The 20,284-nt window shown below is 39.8% G+C and carries 20 protein-coding genes and 1 riboswitch; of the genes, 9 read left to right on the forward strand and 11 right to left on the reverse strand.

All coding sequences use genetic code 11. The annotated features are described in order from the left end of the window. Positions 1–362 precede the first annotated feature (362 nt). Positions 363–1,100: an alpha/beta fold hydrolase gene (locus ACHUFV_RS22525; protein ID WP_394238069.1), complete on the reverse strand. Its 738-nt coding sequence runs from the start codon at positions 1,098–1,100 to the stop codon at positions 363–365. A gap of 161 nt (positions 1,101–1,261) precedes the next feature. Here ACHUFV_RS22525 and ACHUFV_RS22530 point away from each other — a divergent pair, with 161 nt between their 5' ends. Next, a complete protein-coding gene (locus tag ACHUFV_RS22530; protein ID WP_394238070.1) occupies positions 1,262–1,918 on the forward strand; it encodes an alpha/beta hydrolase in 657 nt (218 codons plus the stop codon). 176 nt (positions 1,919–2,094) lie between these two features. On the opposite strand, the gene ACHUFV_RS22535 is transcribed toward ACHUFV_RS22530, so the two are convergent. Next, entirely contained in the window at positions 2,095–2,634 is a 540-nt protein-coding gene (locus ACHUFV_RS22535; RefSeq protein ID WP_394238072.1) for a helix-turn-helix domain-containing protein, read from the reverse strand. Positions 2,635–2,778: 144 nt separating this feature from the next. Between ACHUFV_RS22535 and ACHUFV_RS22540 the strand changes: the two genes are divergently transcribed. The 3 genes from ACHUFV_RS22540 to ACHUFV_RS22550 are packed head-to-tail and all read left to right on the forward strand — an operon-like array spanning position 2,779 to position 4,700. Beyond that, a complete protein-coding gene (locus ACHUFV_RS22540) occupies positions 2,779–3,435 on the forward strand; it encodes an alpha/beta hydrolase (protein ID WP_394238074.1) in 657 nt (218 codons plus the stop codon). Positions 3,436–3,440: 5 nt separating this feature from the next. Continuing rightward, positions 3,441–4,223 (forward strand): dioxygenase family protein, encoded by a 783-nt coding sequence (locus tag ACHUFV_RS22545; RefSeq protein WP_394238076.1) that lies wholly within the window; start codon positions 3,441–3,443, stop codon positions 4,221–4,223. Positions 4,224–4,280: 57 nt separating this feature from the next. Continuing rightward, complete coding sequence (locus ACHUFV_RS22550) at positions 4,281–4,700, forward strand: DoxX family protein (protein ID WP_394238078.1); 420 nt, start codon at positions 4,281–4,283, stop codon at positions 4,698–4,700. 63 nt (positions 4,701–4,763) lie between these two features. On the opposite strand, the gene ACHUFV_RS22555 is transcribed toward ACHUFV_RS22550, so the two are convergent. The 5 genes from ACHUFV_RS22555 to ACHUFV_RS22575 form a co-directional block, all read right to left on the reverse strand. Beyond that, positions 4,764–5,858: an iron-containing alcohol dehydrogenase family protein gene (locus ACHUFV_RS22555; RefSeq protein ID WP_394238080.1), complete on the reverse strand. Its 1,095-nt coding sequence runs from the start codon at positions 5,856–5,858 to the stop codon at positions 4,764–4,766. A gap of 88 nt (positions 5,859–5,946) precedes the next feature. Next, the gene (locus ACHUFV_RS22560) at positions 5,947–6,786 is read right to left on the reverse strand and encodes a MetQ/NlpA family ABC transporter substrate-binding protein (protein WP_394238082.1); all 840 of its coding nucleotides are present in this window, start codon (positions 6,784–6,786) and stop codon (positions 5,947–5,949) included. Positions 6,787–6,806: 20 nt separating this feature from the next. Beyond that, positions 6,807–7,478 carry a methionine ABC transporter permease gene (locus tag ACHUFV_RS22565; protein WP_394238083.1) on the reverse strand — a complete coding sequence of 224 codons (672 nt, stop codon included), beginning with the start codon at positions 7,476–7,478 and terminating at the stop codon, positions 6,807–6,809. Further along, positions 7,468–8,481, reverse strand: a complete 1,014-nt coding sequence (locus ACHUFV_RS22570; RefSeq protein ID WP_394238084.1) for a methionine ABC transporter ATP-binding protein — start codon at positions 8,479–8,481, stop codon at positions 7,468–7,470. Before ACHUFV_RS22570 ends, ACHUFV_RS22565 begins: the two co-directional genes overlap by 11 nt. A 153-nt stretch (positions 8,482–8,634) precedes the next feature. After that, positions 8,635–8,740, reverse strand: a riboswitch (SAM riboswitch). A gap of 99 nt (positions 8,741–8,839) precedes the next feature. Further along, positions 8,840–9,619: a carbon-nitrogen family hydrolase gene (locus tag ACHUFV_RS22575; RefSeq protein WP_394238086.1), complete on the reverse strand. Its 780-nt coding sequence runs from the start codon at positions 9,617–9,619 to the stop codon at positions 8,840–8,842. A 291-nt stretch (positions 9,620–9,910) separates the two neighbouring features. On the opposite strand from ACHUFV_RS22575, the gene ACHUFV_RS22580 reads away from it, so the two are divergent. From ACHUFV_RS22580 to ACHUFV_RS22595, 4 genes are all read left to right on the forward strand, one after another. Beyond that, positions 9,911–11,077 carry a pyridoxal phosphate-dependent aminotransferase gene (locus ACHUFV_RS22580; RefSeq protein WP_394238088.1) on the forward strand — a complete coding sequence of 389 codons (1,167 nt, stop codon included), beginning with the start codon at positions 9,911–9,913 and terminating at the stop codon, positions 11,075–11,077. 681 nt (positions 11,078–11,758) lie between these two features. Then, the gene (locus ACHUFV_RS22585; RefSeq protein WP_394238090.1) at positions 11,759–11,896 is read left to right on the forward strand and encodes a hypothetical protein; all 138 of its coding nucleotides are present in this window, start codon (positions 11,759–11,761) and stop codon (positions 11,894–11,896) included. A 1,171-nt stretch (positions 11,897–13,067) separates the two neighbouring features. After that, positions 13,068–14,270, forward strand: coding sequence for an Alp7A family actin-like protein (locus tag ACHUFV_RS22590; RefSeq protein WP_394238092.1), 1,203 nt, complete (start codon positions 13,068–13,070; stop codon positions 14,268–14,270). A 9-nt stretch (positions 14,271–14,279) separates the two neighbouring features. Next, the gene (locus ACHUFV_RS22595; RefSeq protein WP_394238094.1) at positions 14,280–14,891 is read left to right on the forward strand and encodes a hypothetical protein; all 612 of its coding nucleotides are present in this window, start codon (positions 14,280–14,282) and stop codon (positions 14,889–14,891) included. A gap of 191 nt (positions 14,892–15,082) precedes the next feature. On the opposite strand, the gene gdhA is transcribed toward ACHUFV_RS22595, so the two are convergent. Then, positions 15,083–16,456 (reverse strand): NADP-specific glutamate dehydrogenase, encoded by a 1,374-nt coding sequence (gene gdhA / locus ACHUFV_RS22600; RefSeq protein ID WP_394238096.1) that lies wholly within the window; start codon positions 16,454–16,456, stop codon positions 15,083–15,085. 328 nt (positions 16,457–16,784) lie between these two features. Here gdhA and ACHUFV_RS22605 point away from each other — a divergent pair, with 328 nt between their 5' ends. Further along, entirely contained in the window at positions 16,785–17,684 is a 900-nt protein-coding gene (locus ACHUFV_RS22605; RefSeq protein WP_394238098.1) for a LysR family transcriptional regulator, read from the forward strand. A gap of 121 nt (positions 17,685–17,805) precedes the next feature. On the opposite strand, the gene ACHUFV_RS22610 is transcribed toward ACHUFV_RS22605, so the two are convergent. From ACHUFV_RS22610 to ACHUFV_RS22620, 3 genes are read right to left on the reverse strand one after another with little or no spacing between them, the layout of a single operon-like run. Then, positions 17,806–18,618: an energy-coupling factor transporter transmembrane component T family protein gene (locus tag ACHUFV_RS22610; protein ID WP_394238100.1), complete on the reverse strand. Its 813-nt coding sequence runs from the start codon at positions 18,616–18,618 to the stop codon at positions 17,806–17,808. Continuing rightward, on the reverse strand, positions 18,615–19,472 hold the full coding sequence (locus ACHUFV_RS22615; protein WP_394238102.1) for an energy-coupling factor transporter ATPase: 858 nt from the start codon (positions 19,470–19,472) through the stop codon (positions 18,615–18,617). The genes ACHUFV_RS22610 and ACHUFV_RS22615 overlap by 4 nt, the downstream gene beginning before the upstream one ends. Continuing rightward, complete coding sequence (locus tag ACHUFV_RS22620; protein ID WP_394238104.1) at positions 19,463–20,275, reverse strand: energy-coupling factor transporter ATPase; 813 nt, start codon at positions 20,273–20,275, stop codon at positions 19,463–19,465. The genes ACHUFV_RS22615 and ACHUFV_RS22620 overlap by 10 nt, the downstream gene beginning before the upstream one ends. Positions 20,276–20,284: the final 9 nt, after the last annotated feature.

The following is a 20,284-nucleotide window of genomic DNA, read 5'->3' on the forward strand; positions in this document are numbered from 1 at the left end:
AGGACGGTATGAAGGGAAACCGAGCGTGAAATGTCTTTCATAAGGCTTCTAAAGGACGGTATGCAGGGAAACCGAGCGTGAAATGTCTTTCATAAGGCTTCTAAAGGACGGTATGCAGGGAAACCGAGCATGAAATGTCCTTCATAAGGCTTCTAAAGGACGGTATGCAGGGAAACTGAGCGTGAAATGTCCTTCATAAGGCTTCTAAAGGACGGTATGCAGGGAAACCGAGCATGAAATGTCTTTCATAAGGCATCTAAAGGACGGTATGCAGGGAAACCGAGCATGAAATGTCTTTCATAAGGCATCTAAAGGACAAAATGCATAATCCTGCTTCAGCAAATGTCCCTAAATCAACAAAATCAGCATGCATTCGTGTAAATAAAATCTCGAATATATTGATTAAACTCCTCCTTTCTTTCAATATTACTTAAATGCCCTGTTTTTTTTAATAAAGCCGTGCGGACATTCCTGATATAAGTCCGCATGAGAAAGATGTTGGCATAAGGAGTTACTCGGTCATGTGTGCTGCCGATTAGCAATACCGGTTTCTTGATAGTAGGCAGAATCGGAAAATAGTTGACCCCTACGGGAGCCCAGGCCGATTTCAGATAGGTATCTCTAATATAAAAGGCATCTATCGCCTCTTCTTGATAGGAGTGATCGTATAAGGATGTCTTAACAATTTGATCTACCAGCTTTTCGCGCCGTCCCTTCCTCAACTGTATAGAAGCAGATGTAATACTCTGAAAAGCCAGCAAAGACGGAATATACGATGTAGTATTCGAGAGAATTAACCCTCTTACAAGTTCAGGACGCTGCTTATATAGCTCTTGGGCAACAATCCCTCCTAATGATAATCCACCGATAAAGGCTGATGGGATACATAAATAATCTAATAGCTTGATAATGTCCTTCGCGAAATTTCGAACGGTTATATTGTTATCTAAACCAGTTTCCCCGTGCCCTCTTAAATCGGGAATAATTAACCGAAAGTGCTCTGCCAGCTCATATTGCGGGCACCAGGCTTCTTTTCTGCTACCTAGGCCATGGATAAGAACAAGCGGTATGCCGCTGCCAAAATCATTGTATGCTAACATGTTGGACTGCCCCTTGCTTGTTTGTTAGGAGCAGTATGGTCAGATATTCCACTATTTAAACGGTATATTCTATTAAAAATAAGCCGTAACACTTTTCTCACAGATATTTCTACTAGATTTGAGATAATGAAAGAGATGATTATATATTGGTTTTTGAAGGGATGATAGTGATTATGAGTGCACCTATGATCTATGAATTAAGACGGCCAAAACGAATAATTCCTAATAAAAAATATCCAGCCTTATTTTTAATTCATGGAAAAGGCAGTAATGAACATAATATGTTTGACCTTGTCAGTGGATTAGAGAAGGACTTTTTTATTTTTAGCGTAAGAGGCCATATTCCACAGCCTCCAGGCTATTCCTTTTTTACCTTTAAAGTGTATGGTCAGCCGGACCGGGGGGGCTTTGACGAAGGGATAAAGCTGATTTCGAGATTTATTGACTATGCTTTAGAAGAGTATCCTATCGATGCAACCAGCCTGTACTTCCTAGGATTTAGCCAAGGAGCAGTTATCTCCATGACGCTTGCTTTAACCCTGGGACATAAACTAAAGGGGATTGCGGCATTAAGCGGCTATATCCCGCAATTTGTTCTGGAGGAGTATGATAGAAAGCCTGTTGACGGTCTTTCCGTATTTATCTCACATGGCGAAAAGGACCCTGTCCTGCCGTATCAATGGGGCGTTGCGGCGCAGGAGTATTTCAATGAAATGAACGCTTCCGTATCCTTCTACTCCTACCAGGAGGGACATATCATTTCTTTGAAGAATCAAGAGGATTTTACCATTTGGCTTCATAATGATCTAAAGCATTAAAAATGAACAGAATAAGGAAAGCCTACCATCAGTGTATTAACCCTTCTATAAAGGGGATCATTTACTAATGATAGGCTTTTTTGTATTTAGTTAATAGCGGTTAAAAAAAGGATTATTCGACCTATATATGTAGAATAATTATAAGTAAAAGAGAATAGCAGCTATCCCCTTTTAAATCAATAAATATTATTCAGGTCCGTTTCTGAATAAACCGAAACTAAGATAACTGCCTTTTTATCCCCAATATTTCTCACAAAATGTGGTACACAGGCATTCCAGCTGAATGAATCGCCTTCCTCTAAAATAGCGATATCCTCACCCTGCTGAGCTTCAACCTTTCCTTCTAAAACTAAATGAATTTCCTTTCCCTCATGAGCGTTGGGTGTACCCATTGAGGCACCAGGTGGAAATTCAATCATCATCATGCGCAGACCATCCTTCGATCCTATATGTTCGACCTTCAAACTATTATGTGTTGAATAGGTTCTTTCATTTTTTTTCACAACACGCATATGTTGCTGCTTTTCTAGCAATAAATAAGGCAATGGCACTTCGAGAAAATTAGCTATTGTTTGCAAGGTACTAATGGAAGGGGATGTATGATTGTTCTCCAAATTGCTGACGAATCCCTTTGAAAGTCCAGTACCCTCGCACATTTGGGCAATGGTGATTTTTTTTCTATTACGTATCGCGCGAACCTTTGAGCCTATATCCATGTAATCACCTCGGATGTTTCTTAATAGAAAACTTAATTCTATATTAACAAAATAATCGTTGACAATCTATACTGTATATTGTTATCTTATAAACAACAAATATTCATATTTGAAAACAACAACAATGGAAAGGGATGACGGAGTATGGATGCACCAATGGTCTATGATCTTCTCAAGCCAAAAACAGTTGATCCAAATAAAGTATATCCTGCTTTGTTTTTAATTCATGGTATCGGAAGCAATGAACAAAATATGTTTCCATTAACTGCTGGATTAGAAGAAAAGTTTTTCATTTTTAGTATTCGCGGACCAATTTCTCATCCTCCAGGTTTTGCTTTTTTCACGATAGAGGGTTACGGTAAACCGCATCGCGACGTGTTTAAACAGTCGCTGAGCCAGCTGACGCAATTTCTTGAGTATGCTTCAGATCGATATCCGATCGATAAGAAACAATTGTTTTTACTCGGCTTTAGCCAAGGTGCGATTCTTTCGATGTCACTTGCTTTGACGTTAGGAAAGAAAATAAAGGGAATTGTTGCACTAAGCGGATATATTCCGAAGATTGTTTCGGAGGATTATGAAATCAAACCGGTTAATGAGCTTTCCGTTTTTATTTCACACGGAGAATTAGACCAAATCCTGCCGTATGAGTGGGGTGTAGAGGCCCAGGAATACTTTAGACAGCTGGGAGCTGATGTGACCTTTTGTTCTTACAAGGAGCAGCATACTGTTTCAATACAAAATCAACAAGACTTTATCAAATGGATACTCGCTAAAAGCGGGATCGAAGAGGGGGAGTAAGAATCATGATGCCATCACTTTTTATCGCTCATGGAGCGCCGCTGCTTGCAATTGAAAATAATGAGTACACACAGTTTTTGAATCAGCTGGGAACGGCAATGCCAAGGCCTAAGGCGGTTGTCCTCTTTTCAGCCCATTGGGAGAGTCCTGTGCAAATGGTTAGTGATGTAGAGGAATTCGATACGATCTATGACTTTGGCGGCTTCCCGGAAGCTTTATACAGAATTAAGTATCCGGCAAAGGGAAATCAAAACATTACCGAGGAAATAAAAGATGCCTTCTCGAAGAATGGAATCCCATTTGAGGTGGACTCTAAGAGAGGATTGGATCATGGTGCTTGGGTCGTGCTGCGTATGCTATACCCTGATGCGAATATCCCAGTGATTTCAATGTCAGTCAATCAGCATCTGAAGCCTGAGCAGCATTATCAGATTGGAAAGTCACTCTCAGCATTAAGGGAACAGGATATTTTGATTATAGGCAGCGGGGGAACCGTGCACAATCTTCGAGCTGTTAAGTGGGTAATGGACGGAAAAGGAACTGAGCAGTGGGCAGAGGGCTTTGACCAGTGGATTGAACAGCATATGAAAAGCTGGGATACAGAGTCACTATTTAATTATGAGTCATTAGCACCGAATGCTGCGATTGCTGTTCCGCCGTATGGAAAGGAACATTTTATTCCTCTGTTTTACGCGATGGGTGCAGCTGATGATGCAAAAAAGGCACGGCTGATTCACCGCAGCTATCGATATGGGAATCTAAGTCATAGTGTTTGGCAATTTGGATAATAGTTTAAATAGAAATTAAAAAAATACAAATAAAAGGAAAACAGGAGGAGAAACAAAATGAAAAACGTTGAAATAGGGGCATTGATTTTACGAGTAGTATTAGGGGTTACATTCTTTATCCATGGTTTAGTGAAATTCCAAGGCGGTATTGAAAATACGGTTGGCTGGTTTGCAAGTATCGGGTTACCTGGGGGATTAGCATATGCTGTAGCAATTGTTGAATTAGTAGGCGGACTAGCTTTAATTATTGGTCTTGGAAGCAGAGTGATTTCCGCTTTACTGGCTGTTTTAATGCTTGGGGCTACGTTAAAGGTAAAATTAGCAATGGGGTTTTTAGGTAATGGCCAAGGTGCAGGTTACGAATTAGATGTAGCATTACTAGCAATGGCTGTCTTTATCATTATCAATGGCAGCAAGCTGCTTGCAGTGGATCAGCGATTTGGAAAGCGTCAGAAGTCAGTGGCTGAGAGCGTTTAATAGATTCACATAGAAAAAGCTTACCGTTGGACAAATGTGTCTGATAGTAAGCTTTTTTTATGTTTAAGAAACGACTGCATGAATATAATTTTCCAATTCAGTTATCGCGAGGCTGACAGTTTCTATAGTCATTTCACCTGGTAGTAAATGAATAGATTCCTCTGGTACAACGGTTTTTTCTGCAACCTGACGTACCTTTTCTTCTGTGATCTGCTGAACTCCTAAGTTTTCTAAGGATAATGGAATCCCTAACTGTCGATAAAATGGAAGAATGGCGTCAATTTCCTTCCACTTGTTTTCTAACACAAGCTGCACAAGGATTCCATAAGCGACTTTTTCTCCATGAAGAGCATGATGTGTTTCTTTCAGAACCGTTAGTCCATTATGTACAGCGTGCGCACCTGCAACCCTTCCGTAATGATCGCCAAATCCTCCAACCATGCCCCCGAGCATAATAATGGCTTCAGCCACTTTGATGAAATCATTGTTTAAGATGCCCGTTTTGGCTGCAATTACCGCGCCTTCTGAATGCTTTAGTAGTACGTCTTTACATTGCTTTGCCGTGTAATAACAAATTTCTAATGGAACGGATTTGTCCTCCATTGCAGCCATTTGCACATCTGCTTCGTACCACTTTGCAAGGGTATCAGCAATGCCGGCAATAAGCATATCAAACGGACCTTGCAGGAGAATGAGAGGCTCGACAAGGACGAGAGAGGCTGCGACAGGGTATACATCAAAACGAAGGAATTTTCCTGAATCATCATATATGACACTTACAGGTGTCCATGGTGAACAATTTGATGATAGGGTAGGGATTAGAATAACCGGCATGTGTGTAAGATGTCCAGCTGATTTAGCCAGGTCAAGGACCTTACCGCCGCCGACACCAATAATGGTTTCAAAGCCTCCCTCAGAAGCAAGTCTGGCGACCGTTTCGATTTCTGTTATAGAATTCTCTCCATTATAAATATACTCCGTGGTCTGTATCTTTGTCAGAGTAGGCCAAAACGGGCTTGCTGCTTTCCATGACTTTTGGCCGTGAACAATAAGAGCCTTTTGAAGGCCGCGCTCTACTAATTTATCTTCTAATTGATTCAAAACTCCTTTTTGGAGTACATATTCACCGGGCGCTCCATGTACATATATCGTTTCCATTATCTGAATCTCCTTTTTAAAAATGTGGGGGGATCCTTTCTGTTTTAAAAAAAGCCTCTATCGGATAAAGATAGAGGCATAAGGTCATTTATTTCGTCATCCAAGTTGGTTTTCCAAAGCCTTTGAAATCCTCATCAATCGCCTTTTCAAATTCCTCTGACTCAACAACTGCTTTAATGTCCTTTGCAAGTTGAGAATCCTTGTTTTCTGTTTTCACAGCGACGATATTGCGATATTTATCATCCATGTTCTCAAGCTGAAGGGCGTCAAGAAGATTCATGCCTGCTGCTATAGCGAAGTTACCAGGAACTGCTGATAGATCAGAACTTTCAACTGCGCGTGGCAGCTGGCCTGCTTCAATTGGCTGGAATTTAAGGTTTTTCTTGTTTTCCGCAATGTCTTTTTCAGAAACAGTCAGCGGATCTGCATCCTTACTTACTGTAATCAAGCCTGCATCCTGAAGCGTATTAAATGCGCGTGCTGCATTGGTTGGGTCGTTTGGAATCGCAACAGTTGCTCCGTCTTTAATTTCATCCAATGATTTAAAGTTGTTAGAATAAAGACCCATTGGCGCAGTTGGTACAGAGATTAAAGCAGTTAAATCCATCTTGTTTTCTTTCGCAAAGTTTTCAAGATAAATTGTATGCTGGAATAGGTTGGCATCAATATCACCAGTATCTAATGCATTATTTGGCTGGATATAGTCACTAAATTCAACTAGTTCTACTTTGTAGCCTTTTTCTTCTAAGGCTGGCTTGATAATTTTTGAAACCATGTCACTGTAAGGGCCTGCCGTAGCACCAAATTTAATTTCCTTTGATTCTGTAGCTGCTGTATCTTTTGTTTCAGTCTTTTCTTCACTGCCGCCGCATGCTGCGAGGACTGTTGCTGCTAGTAATAAAATAAATCCAATAAACCATTTTTTCATAAGTTTCTCCTTCTTTCTTCTTATCTTTTATCGACAGCTTTTGAGATAAAATCTCCAAGCAATTGAATGACCTGTACTAATACGATTAAAATGACGACTGTTGCAATCATAATGGTGTTATCGTAGCGGTAATAACCAAAGCGAATGGCTAGATCACCGATACCGCCGCCGCCGACAGTTCCGGCCATGGCTGAAAAACCTATTAAGCTGATTAGGGTTAGTGTAATACCTGAAATAATACCTGACTTAGCCTCAAGAAGCAGAACATCCTTGATGATCATCCAAGGAGTGGCGCCAGCCGCAATGGCTGCCTCAATGACACCTTTATCGATTTCCCGTAGAGCTGTTTCCACTATTCGAGCAAAAAATGGAATCGCGGCAACAGATAGGGATACACTTGCTGCTGTCGGTCCAATGGTTGTCCCAACTAGGGCCTTTGTCAAAGGAATTAACGCAACCAGTAATATGATAAATGGGATGGAGCGAACCATATTGACAATAAAGCCTAATACATTTTGCACGGTGCGGTTTTCCCAGAACAGCTCTTTATCAGTTACATACAAAAGAATTCCGATTGGAAGACCAATGACAATTGCAATAAGCAGTGAAATTCCAATCATGTAAATCGTTTGAAAAAAAGCAGTATTAATGTCAGGAATAAGTTCAATGAGATGGTTGAAGTCAAATGCCATTCTGAATCACCTCCACCTGTGCTGTTCGACTTTCAATAAACTTGATTGATTTTTCAATTTCTTCTTTTGCCCCATTAAGCTCCATAATGAAGATCCCTAGTGGTGCTTCTCCTATGTACTCAATTGAACCGTGAAGGAAGTTTCCATTTACGTTAAACTTTTGCAATGTATCGGAAATAACACTTTCTCCAGCTACATCGCCTTTAAACGTGACTTTAACAATCATGCCTTTGCATTTTTGTAAAATAATCTCTGGAATGTCGAAGGATACAACGCTCTTAATAAATTCCTTTGCCAGCTCTGTCTGCGGGTTAGAGAAAATATCATAGACAGGGCCTTCCTCGATGACTTTTCCTTTTTGCATAATGGCCACACGATGACAGATTTCCTTTACAACATTCATCTCGTGGGTAATTAAAACAATCGTGATGTTTAATTCTCTATTAATCTTTTTTAAGAGCTCCAGGATAGATCTTGTTGTAGTCGGGTCTAGAGCTGAGGTAGCCTCATCACACAAGAGGACGGAGGGGTTATTTGCCAATGCTCTTGCTATGCCTACACGCTGCTTCTGACCGCCGCTGAGCTGAGAAGGGAAGACATCTCTTTTGTCTGAAAGATCAACCATTTCCAGAAGCTCTTCTACTCGTTTATTGATTAGATTAGCCGGAGTTTTAGCGGCTTTTAATGAGAAAGCAATATTTTCATAGACTGTTTTTTGGCTGATTAAATGGAAGTGCTGAAAGATCATTCCGATTTTCAAGCGCGCTTGGCGTAAGCCTTCACTATTTAATTTAGTCAGGTCTTTTCCATTTACAGAAATAGTGCCTGTTGATGGCCGCTCTAAAAGGTTGATACAGCGGAGCAATGAGCTTTTTCCAGCCCCTGAATAGCCAACGATTCCATAGATTTCTCCTTCTTGAATGGATAGGGATACATTATCTACACCCTTAACAGCCCCGCTCTTCGTTTGATAAATCTTTGTAAGATTTTGAATCTTTATCATAGGATCCCCTCCTCTTTTTTAAAATTATTATACCTATTGACTTAGATGGCTTTAGTCGATAATCAGTCTTCGTTACGTTCGGAAGATTTAACTTTTTCAAAAAAAAAAGCCTCTTTCAATTGAAAGAGGCATCGAAACACGATCTATTATTTCGACTTATCTTTCAGAATGAAAGTCATTCTGGAGGAATTGGCACCTTCCCATTATGGGGGTTGCCGGACGTCATAGGGCCTTCTCCCTCGGTCGCTCTGGATAAGTTATTTATTAAGTTATGTTTAGTATAGTACTAATTATTCAATCATCTGTCAATATATAATTTTTACTTTTTTAAGAAAATAAATATTCATAGTTGGATAGGCTAGTTGTATAAGTCTGTTCTTCTATCCTGGAAGATAGGGATTGTACTTCGAACGCTATCGACTTCCTGCAAATTTATATCAGTATAGTAGATTCCTTCTTCGGTGTGGCCACTGATAAGGAGTTCACCCCATGGAGCGATGACCATAGAGTGGCCATTAAAGGTATTTCCCGGATCTGATCCGACACGGTTGACAGCAACGACAAAGCATTGATTTTCAATGGCGCGTGCCTGTAATAGAATTTGCCAATGGTCAATCCTTGGTGTTGGCCATTCTGCTGGTATGAACATAATCTTTGCTCCTCTTAATACATGTGAACGAATCCATTCAGGAAAGCGTAAATCATAACAAATCACGCCACCGCATGTAATCCCATCTAATTCGAATGTATTAAGCTTGTGTCCGGCATTCATATACTGATGCTCATCCATTAATTTAAAAAGGTGGGCCTTACTGTATTCAGAAATAATCATTCCAGTTCGGTCAGCAATATACATTGTATTATAGAATTTGTCCTGATTCTTGGTTGCAACAGAGCCGCCTACAATATTGACATGATACTTTTTTGCCAGTTTTGAGAATAGTTCTTTTGTGTGTATCCCGTCTGCATCTGCAAGCGATTCAAGCTGTTTCAAGGCATAGCCGGTATTCCACATTTCTGGGAAAATGATCACATCTGTATGGTTCTTTGCTGCTTCTTCTGTATATTTCTCTACCTTTGCAAAGTTCTTTTCTGGTTGGCCAAATTCAATATCCATTTGCACTACAGCTATTTTCATTTTTTTCACCACCGCTAGACAAGTTACTTTAAAGATTATAGAATCTTACATAAAATCGCAATCAATTTATTAGTCTTTATGAAACAACATGATTGATTGGAGTGGAAGGCACGAAGACTCCTGCGGGAGAAGCGAGACAGGCGAGACCCCGCAGACACGTAGTGTCGAGGAGGCTCGGCGGTCGCCCGCGGAAAGCGAAGTTTCTTGAACGGAAATCAACAAACATGTTAACAGGGATTATATATATATTTCTAATTTGTCTAAGGTATTTCATAAAAGAGGGGTTTTTGCATGAATTATTCTGATCGATTAAAGAAGCTGCCGGTACAATTTTTTTCAACATTAGTAAACAAAGTAAATAAGGCAATTGCAGAGGGAAGGGATATTATAAACCTTGGACAGGGTAATCCGGACCAGCCGACACCTCCTCATATTGTAAAGGCCTTACAGAAGGCTGCTGAGGATCCTCAGACACATAAATACTCATTGTTTCGCGGACTTCCGCAATTAAAGGAAGCAGCCTGTGATTTTTATAAAAAGCAGTATGGTGTTGACTTGAATCCTGAAACAGAGGTTGCTATTTTATTCGGAACCAAGACTGGCCTTGTCGAATTACCGATGTGTCTTTTAAATGAGGATGAATTGATGCTGCTGCCTGATCCGGGCTATCCTGATTATTTATCAGGTGTTGTGCTTGGAAATGTACAGTACGAAACGTTTCCACTATTAGCGGAAAATAAGTTCTTACCGGACTATTCTAGGTTTACAGAAGCGCAAAAAAAAGCAGCTCGTTTAATGTATTTAAATTATCCAAACAATCCAACCGGTGCAACAGCAGACAGGGCATTCTTTGAAGAAACAGTCAGATTTGCGAGGGAAAATGATGTAACAATTTTGCATGATTTTGCTTATGGCGCGATTGGCTTTGACGGTAAAAAGCCAATTAGTTTTCTTGAAGCAGAAGGTGCGAAGGATGTTGGTATTGAGATGTACACATTATCAAAAACCTATAATATGGCAGGCTGGCGTGTTGGTTTTGCGGTTGGAAATGCTGAGATTATTGAAGCAATCAATTTGATTCAGGATCATTTGTATTGCAGCCTTTTTCCCGCTGTTCAGCTGGCTGCTGTTGCCGCGCTGACAGAGGATCAGCAGTGCGTTAATGAACTAGTAGCGCGCTATGAAAAACGAAGAGATACTTTTGTAGCAGCCTGTCAAAGAATAGGCTGGAATGTAGAAGCTTCATCGGGTTCTTTCTTTGTTTGGCTGCCTGTTCCAGGGGGTTATACAAGCGAGGAGTTTGCTGATTTATTACTGGATAAGGCAGATGTTGTTGTTGCTGCTGGTAATGGATTTGGGAAATATGGTGAAGGCTATATCAGGGTCGGTCTATTGCTTGATGAGGATCGCTTAGAAGAAGCAGTTCTTAGAATTGAGAAGTTAAATCTTTTTAAATAATAATATCTATTAGTAATCCTCTATAGTTAAAAGGGCTTGCTGCTTTTCTTGAAAAGTGCAGCAGGCTTTTTTTGTTAATGCATATATTTTACAAATAAAGACATCACCTATCAAAATCTGATAGACGTCGAAAAGGGGAAACAATCAGATTATTTTTTTCAAAAAAAACGATATTTACAATTTTGTTTACAAGCATATTAATTTGTAAACATGTATGCAAAAAGCATACAATTGCTTACGTTATGTGTTTGCATGTATACAAAACTGTTTATTTGTATGCGAACTCGCATGCATGCCTATATATCAACATGTATGCAAATTTGTAATGATTGTGTACAAGTATTGTATGCGTGTATGCGAATCAATACTTTTAACACTATTAATAAAGTGAGTAAAGTAGCAGTTACTATATGAGGTATATTAAGCACAAAGGAATCTCAAACAACATTCCCCTCCCCCTCCCCCTTTGTTTCGTGAAAGCTTTGCAAAGATGGCTGCTGAGGGCCCACAAATTCATAAACATTCATATTTTTATGGAATTCCTCAGTCAAGGGAAGCTGCATGAAATTTTATAAAAACAGAACGGAGTAGTTAAGGGATTTGAATTGAAGTCTTTGTTTAATTCAAAAGGAAGACAGATCTTGTCGAACCGCTGATGTGTTTGATAAATGAGGAAAGCCTATGATGAAGACTGAACTGGATGGAGATCCAGATTTATCAAATGATGTATTCGGGGATATCCAGTATGAGATTTCTCTCATACTAATAGAAAAGAGCTTCTTGCCGGACTACTCTATGTCAACAACTGTGAAAGAATAGTCAGTTAATTAACTGGATTTCTCATGAGACCCTATCGATACTTTGTGAACCGTATATCCTTTTGCGAAGGTAAGTTTTGGAAAAATACAAAAACGATAATAACCATTTTTAATAATTTGCTATAATGCGATCCGATCTGACAAAAAAGAGTAGATTAGTTTTTTCCTTAATTCAAAAAAAGTACAAAAGTTTTCGGAAATGTATTATGTATCCTGTTTCGAATTCTTAGTGTGGCGGGCTGGCGAGTGTTGGATTTGTAGTTAGTTACGTTACTTGAAATTATTATCGAGTTCATTTGATTCAGTTTCATTTGGACTATTGAGGTCTGCTTTCTGCCTTTCAGAAGCTATAGTTACCTTTAACTGGGGCTGCAATGTCTAGGATGCTCTCGTAACAAGGTGTAAGGCACAGAGTGTTACATTTACCATTTGCGATAGCTGTCAAAATAATAGGAAGCAATTTGAAGATTGTATACGACCTTTTATTTGGATGATAATTTTGTACCAGAAGGTTAAGGCATGAAGAGTTTGCTGATTTAATATAGTGGCATGTGGCTGTAGTTGCGGGAGCCGGGAAGTGGCTTTAATAAATATGTCGAAGGGCATATCAGTTTCGTTTTACCACTTTATGAAGAGAACTCTAGGAAGGTAGTTAGTATGATCGAGAGGCTTATACTCTAGAAATAACTGAGTTTGATTATGGTTATTATATGAACTGATAGCTAGTATTTACTTCGCGAGGTATTTTTCTACTTTCCTAATAACTTACAAATAATTACATTGTCAATTTAGTCTATCAAAGAGGTAGTCAGAGTATATTTAGTTAAATCTAGTATCTAAAAATCAATATATACAATTTTGTTTACAAGTATACAATCATGTATGCGTTTGTTTTTGAAAATTGTATACTTGTAAACAAAAGAGTTTGCATGCGAACAAATACGTATATACCGCTATAAATCAACATGTAAACAAAATTGCGTTACTTGTATACATGTATTGTAAGCATATATACTTGTAAACAAAGAATGTTTGCTTATTACACTTTTGTTACTTTTCACTTTCAAATATTGAAAAACCTACCAATCTTGTGTAATCTTAAAGGACACAAACTAGATCTTTAGTAGATTTATTTGTATCCTAATTTTTGGGAAAAGAAAGGAAGAATGTTGATGTCAAATTCGAGAATTGCCGCTGTTGATGTTGGTAATGATTCTATTAAAGCTATTTTTGGAACACTAGACTTTGAATTAAATATACCGAATATTATTGCAAGAGATATTGAAGACCGCCCAGTTATCGGGATTGAAGAATTGAATAGTAAAAATCCGCTGGACGGAATTCACGTACGAGTACACTCCCCTGCTTTAAAAGAGAATAATGTGATTTACCGTGTTGGTAACCTAGCTACTAAGAGTAATAATACAACGGAGCTAGACCCAGGAAGCAGCAAATCAGAAGAAGATCAAACATTAGTTATGCTTTTTACTACGTTAGCAATGGACGCTGTAAGAGATGAAAACGCACAAATCTTCAAAAAGAATGGAAATATCATTGATGCATTATATACATTAGGAACAGGTCTTCCTCTTCGTGAAGTAAAAGAAGGGAAAGATGCAGGTTATCGCTCAAGATTACTAAGCTCTGTGCACCAGGTTGAATTTTTAGTTACGCCAAAGTACCAAGGTATTAAGGTTAATCTAAAGTTTGAAGAAGTAAAGGTGTATCCAGAGGGGTTTGCAGCTTATATTAACCTAGTAATGGATAACAATTTAAATATTATTAATAAAGAATTGATTGATAAGCGTATTCTCATTCAGGATATTGGTGGACTATCAACGGATATTGCTGTTATTAAAAACCGAAATGTTGACGATGATAAAGCGCAAGGCTTTAATTTAGGTGTTTCTGAATCGTTAGAGCAGATTCGTGAAGAAATAAGAATGAAGCATGGTGTTGAACTAGACAGCCGCAGAGATGTGGTAGAAATATTAACGAAAAAGCATGACCGTAATCATATTATGGTAAAGGGCAGCCGTACAAGCGTTCATGATATTACTGATCGAATCCTGCTTGATTTGGCTAAAAAACAATATCGTTTATTACGTAATACATGGCAGAAGAACTCTCAAACAGAAATCTGCTATTTTGTTGGCGGTGGATCCAATGTACTTAAAGATTATTTAAAAACTCTTAATAACAGCTTAGACGGCTATAATATCGATTTCTTTGAGGATGAGAAGGAAAGCATCTGGATGATGGCAAATGCTTATTACAAGCTTATTACTGATTTCACTCGCAAGCAGGAGAAGGTAAAGGCCAAAGCGGTAGAGTCTAAACCAGGAGATATGAGAAAACCTGTAAATGTAAAATAAGGTGATTAAATGAAAAGGACTTCGGCAAATGAGATTACGAGGGGACAAACGATATCCTTTCGAATCCCTTCTGACACACCAGACCATATATTAAAACAATTGACGAGATTAAAGGAAATAGAGCGAAGGAATTTTTCAAGTAAAATCGCTGACTTCGTTGTACAAGGAGTTAACAGCTCTTCCTTACGAGACAGAGAAATGGTTACGATTCCGCTTCCGAAAAGCTTAACGAAAGTACAAAGAGACTGGCTGAAGCATGAGCACTCGGAAGCGCTGTTGGGCAGCATTATCTACCAGCTTATTTCAGATCCTGTTCGTGCCTCATCCTTGTTAGCATCCTTTAATAGCAGCAGTTTGGATATAGACGAGGCGTTATATCTTCAAGAAGAAGTGGGATTTTCGCGTGTTTCCGCTGCAAAAGAGGAACCATTCAATGAGGACTTAGATAGTGAAGAAATAGCTCTAGGTGACCCGTTACAGGACTTTGATGATGATTTAGGTAGTTTTGATTGGGAAAGTGCGAAACAACAGGAAGCGGAGGAAACGGAAGCAGAAGATGATGCCGAGGAACTGGACGTTGATGACCTACTTGGCGGCTTCCTTGCGAAGATGAATCAATAAAAAAAGGGAGGCACCTATGTGCTTCCTTTTTTTATTGATCTCCCATGAGGATAGCCTCGAGGTGTGCCTCATAAATAAAAAGGACAGTCCCTTCACTGCATTAATGCACTGGGGGACTGTCCCCCACTCCGTTAATGTGAAAAAGCCCATCATCACTATGCTAGTGATGATGGGCTTTTGTTTAAGCAGTATTAGATGATACCTTGAGAGATCATAGCATCTGCAACTTTTAGGAATCCAGCGATGTTGGATCCAACTACTAGGTTGCCTGGGTGACCATATTCTTCAGAAGCATTCTTACTGTTACGGTAGATGTTTACCATGATTTCATGTAATTTTGCATCTACTTCTTCAAATGTCCAAGAAATTCTTGCGCTGTTTTGTGCCATTTCTAGTGCGGAAACTGCTACACCGCCGGCATTAGCTGCTTTTGCAGGTCCGAAAAGAACTCCATTTGAAAGGAATACTTCGATTGCTTCTAATGTAGAAGGCATGTTAGCACCTTCACCGATAGCTTTTACGCCGTTAGTAACAAGAATTTTCGCAGAAGTTTCATCAATTTCGTTTTGTGTTGCACAAGGAAGTGCGATATCACATGGGATTAACCAGATGTTTTCACAGCCTTCGAAATAATCTGCTTCTGGATGCTCTGTTACATATTCGCTGATACGTTTTCTCTCAACTTCTTTTAGACGCTTGACTGTATCAAGGTTAATACCGTTTTTGTCGTAAATATAACCGTTAGAATCAGAGCATGCAACTACTTTTGCACCTAATTGCATTGCTTTTTCCATTGCGTAGATTGATACGTTACCTGAGCCAGATACAACAACTGTTTTATCTTGGAAATCAAGACCGTTGTCTTTTAACATTTCTTGTACAAAATAAACTGCACCATAGCCAGTTGCTTCTGTACGTGCTAAGCTTCCGCCGAAGCCAACTGGTTTACCAGTTAATACGCCAGCATGGAAGGCATTGCGAAGTCTTTTGTATTGGCCAAACATATAGCCGATTTCTCTTCCGCCAACACCGATATCACCAGCAGGAACGTCAGTGTCAGGTCCGATATGATTAGAAAGCTCTGTCATAAAGCTTTGGCAGAAACGCATAATTTCAGCATCAGATTTGCCTTTAGGATCGAAATCAGATCCACCTTTACCGCCACCGATTGGCTGGCCTGTTAAAGAGTTTTTGAAGATTTGTTCAAAGCCTAAGAATTTAATGATGCTGGCATTAACTGATGGGTGGAAACGTAATCCGCCTTTGTATGGTCCGATTGCACTGTTGAACTCAATACGGAAACCGCGGTTAACCTGTACCTTACCTTGGTCATCTACCCATGGTACTCGAAAGATAATTTGTCTTTCAGGCTCAACAATGCGCTCCAATACGCCTTGTTCCATATAATGTGGATGCTTATCGAAAACAGGTGCAAGAGAATCTAGGATTTCTTTCACTGCTTGATGGAATTCGCTTTCGTTAGGATTGCGTTTTTTAACAGCTTCAAATACTTGTTGCACATATTGTGCGCCTTTTACTTCTGTAGATGTTGGCACTATAATCATCCTTTCATGATATATAAATTTGAGTGGTATTAATATTTAATAAAATCTTTATTTATTCAGTTTGTCAATTACAATCATATTTTATAATCCTGAAGTAATCTTAACAATATATAATTTAGATTAAACTGATGCCAATACGATATAATATCTAACAATACTATAAGAAAAAAATATTTAATGCTATAATTGTATGAAAACGCACAACATTTTAATAAAAAATGGCAATTTCCTTATAAAATTTAACAAAATTTAACAAAATGTAAATTGTGTATATATTTTGAACAATCAATGCCATCGTGATATTAGATGGATAAAGGAGTAACAGGATATGGAACTTAGACAAATTCAATACTTTATTGAAGTAGCGAAAAGGGAACATGTAACAGATGCAGCGGTCCATTTGCATGTGGCTCAATCAGCAATTAGCAGGCAAATATTTAACCTGGAATCGGAGCTTGGTGTTGATTTGTTTATTCGTGAAGGCAGAAACGTAAAGCTGACGCCGATTGGAAGAATGTTTCTTGAACAAATGGAGGAGGCAGTCACGATTCTAGATAATGCGCGGCGCCAGGTATCTGAGTATTTGGATCCTGAGCACGGGACCATTCGAATTGGATTTCCGAGCAGTTTAGCCACTCATACAATGCCGACGGCTATTTCTGCCTTTCGTGAGCGCTATCCACATGTGAAGTTCCAGCTGAAGCAGGGAGCATACTATCCTCTAATAGAACTCGTTGCAAGAGGCGAAATAGATATGGCGCTGCTAGGACCTGTACCGATGAATGAAAAAAAGGTAAAAGGAAGCATCTTTTTTACAGAGGAGCTCGTTGCCATACTGCCAAAGGACCATCCGCTTGCAGGTGAGGCCTCGTTAACATTAAATCAACTGAGAGATGACTCATTTATTTTGTTTCCAGAAGGGTTCATTTTACGTGAAGTGATAGTAGATGCTTGTGCGAAGCTTGGTTTTCAACCAAATGTATCATTCGAGGGTGAGGATATTGATGCGATTAAAGGTCTTGTTTCTGCGGGTCTAGGAGTAACCATCATTCCAGAGGTCACAATTCTTGATAATCCGCCACGTTCAACTGTAAAGATTCCAGTGATTGAGCCGAATGTAACCCGGACGGTCGGTGTTATCATTCCACGGCATCGTCAGCTTCTGCCAACACAAAATCTATTTTATCTGTTTTTGATGGACTTCTTTGCTCGTCAGGAGCTGTATTAAAGGGAAAAGTCGTTTTATAACTATATGCAAAAATGTCCGCTATTGTACTCGGTCACTTTTCAAATTGAATAAAAAAGAGGGGATCGCACTGATCACCCTCTTTTTTAGTTTAGAAATGATATTAATGAAGAATGCTTCCATCTGCTCTAAATACCGCTAATCCGACGGTGAGCACCAGCATGAGCAGTAAGCATAAGGTATCACGCTTTTGCCAGGTTAATTTGCGAAACGTTGAGCGCTTTTCTCCTGACTGGTAGCCCCTAACCTCCATTGCATTTGCCAGCTCTTCCGCGCGGTTTAATGAGCTTACAAAGAGGGGAAGCAAAACCGGTACTAATGTTTTCATTTGCTTAAGTAGAGAGCCTTCACCGAATTCAGTGCCTCTTGCACGCTGGGCGTCCATTACCTTTTGGGTTTCATCAAGCAGATTGGGGATAAAACGTAAAGAAATAGAGAGCATTAATGCTAACTCATCTACTGGAACCTTGAGGGCACGCAGCGGACGTAATAATGAATTAATACCGTCGGTTAAGTCAATTGGTTTTGTCGTCAATGTCACGACGGTTGAGACGAAGACGATCATGACAAAGCGGCAAAAGATAAAGACGCCGTTCGTCAGCCCAAATTCGGAAATGGTGATGGGTCCCCAATCAATGTAAATAGTGCCGCCAGAGGTAAATAATATTTGTAAAAGAACAGTAAAAAGGATCAGCCATATGAGGGGTCTGACACCAAGAAGGTACGTTTTAAAGCTTACGCTAGATAAATACATAACGAATAACGTGAAAATCCAAAGCAACACATAGGTCTGCCAATTATTTGCTAAAAATAAAACGAAGATAAAATAGATACAAGCGAGCAGCTTTGAACGGGGGTCGAGCATATGAATCCAAGAGTCACCTGGAAAATAACGTCCTAAAATGAGTTTATTCATGCTAATCCCACCTCAATAAAAGCATCTGCAAGATCTTCTACTGTTAGACAGACCTTTGGTAAAACAATCCCTGTTTTCTTTTCAAAATTCAGCTGGAACCGCCGTGCATCTGGTACATCAAGATGCCATTTTTCCAATTGCTCTTGGTTGGCGAACACCTTTTCAACATAGTCATGTCGCACAATCTGACCCTTCTCCATGACAATAACTCGATCTGCATATGTAACGACATCCTCCATATCATGGGTCACAAGCACAGTAGTCATCCCTCTATCCTTGTGCCAGGAGGCTATTAGGTCCATAATTTCCTTGCGGCCGTTAGGGTCCAGCCCGGCCCCTGGTTCGTCTAATACTAAAATGTCAGGCTGCATCGCCAGTATCCCAGCAATCGCAATTCGCCTTTTTTGACCTCCAGATAAGGAGAACGGAGACTTTGTTAATATATCCTGCGTTAGGCCAACCTGCTCTACTACATGCTTTGCAATTTCCTTGGCCTCATCCTTTGAGACACCAAAGTTCATTGGTCCAAAGCAGATATCCCTTTCAACCGTTTCTGCAAATAATTGTGATTCTGGGAATTGAAACACCATCCCGACTCGTTTCCGAATTGATTTTAAGGCATGCTTATTTTTATCTGGTTTTATCACTAAATCCCCAACTGTAATCTGACCCTCTTTCGGAAGCAGCAAGCCATTCATAGCCTTTAACAGGCTTGATTTTCCAGCACCGGTATAACCAATGACTGCTGTATATGAGCCAGATTCTATCCTGACATCGACTGAATGAAGCACTAACGGGCTTCGAATCGGGCCAAGTTGATAATCAGCAGATACATTTTCGAAATTTACTTCCATAGCCAATGCACCATTTCTTCTTCTGTCATATAGCTGTTCGGAACACTGCGATTCCGTTTCAGCAATGTCCGCCGCAGCTTTTCAGCAAATGGGGGCTCCCATTCTAATTCTCCTTGAAACACGTCCTGCGGCGGGCCGCACCGCTCAATGTGACCCTCTCGGAGCATGAGAATGCGGTCGGCCGAAGCAGCTTCGTTCATATCATGTGTGATGGATATAATGGTAATATTCTGTGTCGACCTCAGCTGCTGCAGCGAGGCAAGTAGCTCACGACGGCTCCTTGGATCAAGCATAACTAAGGCTTCATCCAGAACAAGCACGTCCGGCTTTAAGGCAAGAACACCTGCAATGGCAACCCGCTGCTTTTGACCCCCAGATAATCGGGAGGGGTCGTGCTCACGGAAGGCAGACATTTCGACCATTTCAAGTGCCTCATCAATTCTAGTTTTCATTTCATCATAAGGCATATTCAGATTCTCAAGGCAAAAGGCCACATCATCTTGAACCGTCGTTCCAATGAATTGATTATCAGGATTTTGAAATACCATGCCAATACGACGCCGCAATTCCCATTTTGTATCGTCGTTCAACTCCCGTCCAGCAATGGTGATACGCCCGCTTTGCGGTACTAATAAGCCAACAAGCATTTGTGCGAGCGTGGATTTTCCTGAACCATTGTGTCCGACAATTGCCACCCATTCTCCTTTATCGATGGAAAAAGAAATATCTGATAATGTTTCCTTTTCTAAACGTTGATCATAACGAAAAATGAGATTATTCACTTCAATAATAGGTGTTGGCATGAAAAAATA

Source organism: Niallia oryzisoli (assembly GCF_043641075.1).
Taxonomy (GTDB): domain Bacteria; phylum Bacillota; class Bacilli; order Bacillales; family Cytobacillaceae; genus Bacillus_BD; species Bacillus_BD oryzisoli_A.